Annotated in this window: 2 protein-coding genes; both read right to left on the bottom strand. The window is 37.6% G+C overall.

Going from position 1 to position 2402, the window contains the following annotated elements; genetic code table 11:
• Nucleotides 1–433: 433 nt before the first annotated feature.
• The gene (gene mobV / locus FH976_RS15600; RefSeq protein ID WP_194091694.1) at nt 434–1636 is read right to left on the bottom strand and encodes a MobV family relaxase; all 1203 of its coding nucleotides are present in this window, start codon (nt 1634–1636) and stop codon (nt 434–436) included.
• Nucleotides 1637–1781: 145 nt separating this feature from the next.
• Nucleotides 1782–2402, bottom strand: a 621-nt coding sequence (locus FH976_RS15595) for a replication initiation protein (RefSeq protein ID WP_194091693.1), incomplete at its 5' end; no start/stop codon positions are given.

Raw genomic sequence — 2402 nt, 5'->3', positions numbered from 1 at the left:
CGTTTTAGCAATACAGCATGCTATCACTCTTTTTTCATCTAATGTGAGTGCATGGGAGGCTCTAGTGAGCACGTTGCTCATTGTTACATTGTAGTTATTTAGTGCTAGTTTATTCTCGATTTCCATACCATAAACCTGTCGTTTTAAATAATAACGACAGCGTACCACTGTGTCGTTATTAAATAAAGAGGCATGATTGAACGGTGACGTTTTTAACTAGCGACACAGTAGAATCATGTCGTTTTACCTGTGGATGACACCATAAATTTGTCGTTTTTAACCATAAATTTGTCGTTTTTAACCATAAATTTGTCGTTTTTAAGCTGGTCTTACCAGTGCCTCCGAGCCTTGCCAGTAAAGGCCTGCGCGTTTTTAAAAAAAACGCTTAAAAACAAGAATAAAAACAAGAATAAAAAAGATCGTAGATTTTTGGTTATTTTTTGAACAGCATAGAAGCGGGGGAATTTTGGTTGTCAGAACCGATTTCGAACTCAATTTTGTGATCATTTAAAACGGATTTGTATTGAGATACTAAATATTCAGCCTGTGATAATTTCATTTTGAGATTTTTGTTTTCATGTTCCAATTTCCCAATCGCTGTTCTATCCCATTCTTTCTCGATCATTTTTTCTCTCCAAGAAAGTCGACTTTCCCGTCTTGTCAAATCGAACTCAATTGTTTTGAGATGCTCTGGTAGTTTTGAATTGAGGTAGGATTGGGCCAATGGTAAAAATTCGTCATGTAATTTTGTAACCCCGTTTTCTAAGTAGAAATATTTACTCAAACGCTCTCTTAAGATCTCTTGCTGTTTTAAAATACTATCCCTTTCTTCACGTACAGCCACCAAATCGGCCGTTAGAGCGTCCTTTTCCCTTTTTACATTACCTAGGTCGCTACTGGCACTAACAAGGCCCTTAGAGAGCCGCTCAAGAGCTTCTGATGTTTTTAAGATTTCCTCTTGTTGTTGTTGGGTTCTAAGTTCTTTCAATGAGCGGTGCCGTGCCGGCATTCCAAGAGCTTTTTTCTTTGCGGCCGAAACACCTCGTTTTAATCCCAAAAACATGTTTTTTTTATAAAAGTAGTCCTGTGCATCAATTAAATTCTCTCTGCTAGTCATTGTTTTTGCATCAAAAACCCATGAATAAAGATCTTTTTCCTCATTGGACTTAGCTTTTCGATTTTTTGTTGTTTTTTTAATAATTGGTGTGTAAATCGCATGTATGTGTGGTGTTGATTCGTCGAGATGAAGAGCTACATGTATCAAATTCTCACCGTATCGCGCCTGTAACGCGGTTACGTTGGTTTTGTACCAATCCATCAAATGAGAGTACGAATTATGCTTAAAGTATTCAGGGGAGGCTGTCAGGAGCATTTCAACGGCTACAACCGAGTCGTTTTTTGAACCGGAGTTTCTTATTTTTGGAGGAGTTGCCGAATTATCCAATTTTGAAATTCGATTGTGGATTTTTTCTTGCAGTGTTTGCCCTGGATAAAAATCGAGATATCGATTTTTCCAACTACTGGAATGATCAACATTTCCATGATCAAACTCTGAATTTAATGTTCGAACATTGTGATTGAAGACAGCCGATAGACTCGACATTTTATGTTTTGCGTGCCGTAAAATATTGAACATGCTTTTCACCTCGTAGAGCACACCCCAAAAAAATGAGCGGAGCGAGTGCATTTTGGGTATCGTGTGTGATACCCAAATATAACGAGTTATTATTTAGATGCAAACTTTCCATTTACGACCAAAAAGGTCACAAATGGATCACCTATTAAATATCAATCAAAAGATCTAATTTTTCGCGTTTTTTGAATGTGAATATTAGATCCGAAACTGAGCGACCGGATTTTTTTGTAGTGTAGGTTATGTCGATTTTTTCGTGCTTTGAGATCTCTAAAATGGCTGGGTCGAGTGCTCGTTTTTTCACATCATTCCACTTGTATGAAGTTGGCACATCTAGTTGATGTCTAATGTTCTCTAGTGAAAGCTTTACCGGTTTATTTGTACCTAACCATGACCTAGCTATTTCAAATAATCGCCATGAATAAACACTACGAAATGCAGCTGCATTTTGCAGTTTATACGTTGTGTACTGGGATTTTAACGATTGAAGATGAGGGTAAATCTCTGGTGAAAAAGAAACCTCGATAAATCCTTCAGATTCTGCATAACTGGCCGACGTAACCCAACGAAACCTAGTGATACGCTCATTTCCTCGACGATTGGTTTTTATTGATAATTGTCGTTCAAATAGATTGTCAGCTGCGGTTTTTAGTTGGCTGTAAACTATTTTGCTATCTATTCCAAACGTCTCTGCAAAATCTAACGCTGTAATCCGTATCTTTGTGAATTTAGCTAGGTGCGAATGAATATGTTCCCCTTTTCTGCTATC

Source organism: Vibrio hibernica, from assembly GCF_015223435.1.
GTDB classification, from domain to species: Bacteria; Pseudomonadota; Gammaproteobacteria; order Enterobacterales; family Vibrionaceae; genus Vibrio; species Vibrio hibernica.
This window is presented reverse-complemented; position numbering and strand designations above follow the sequence as displayed.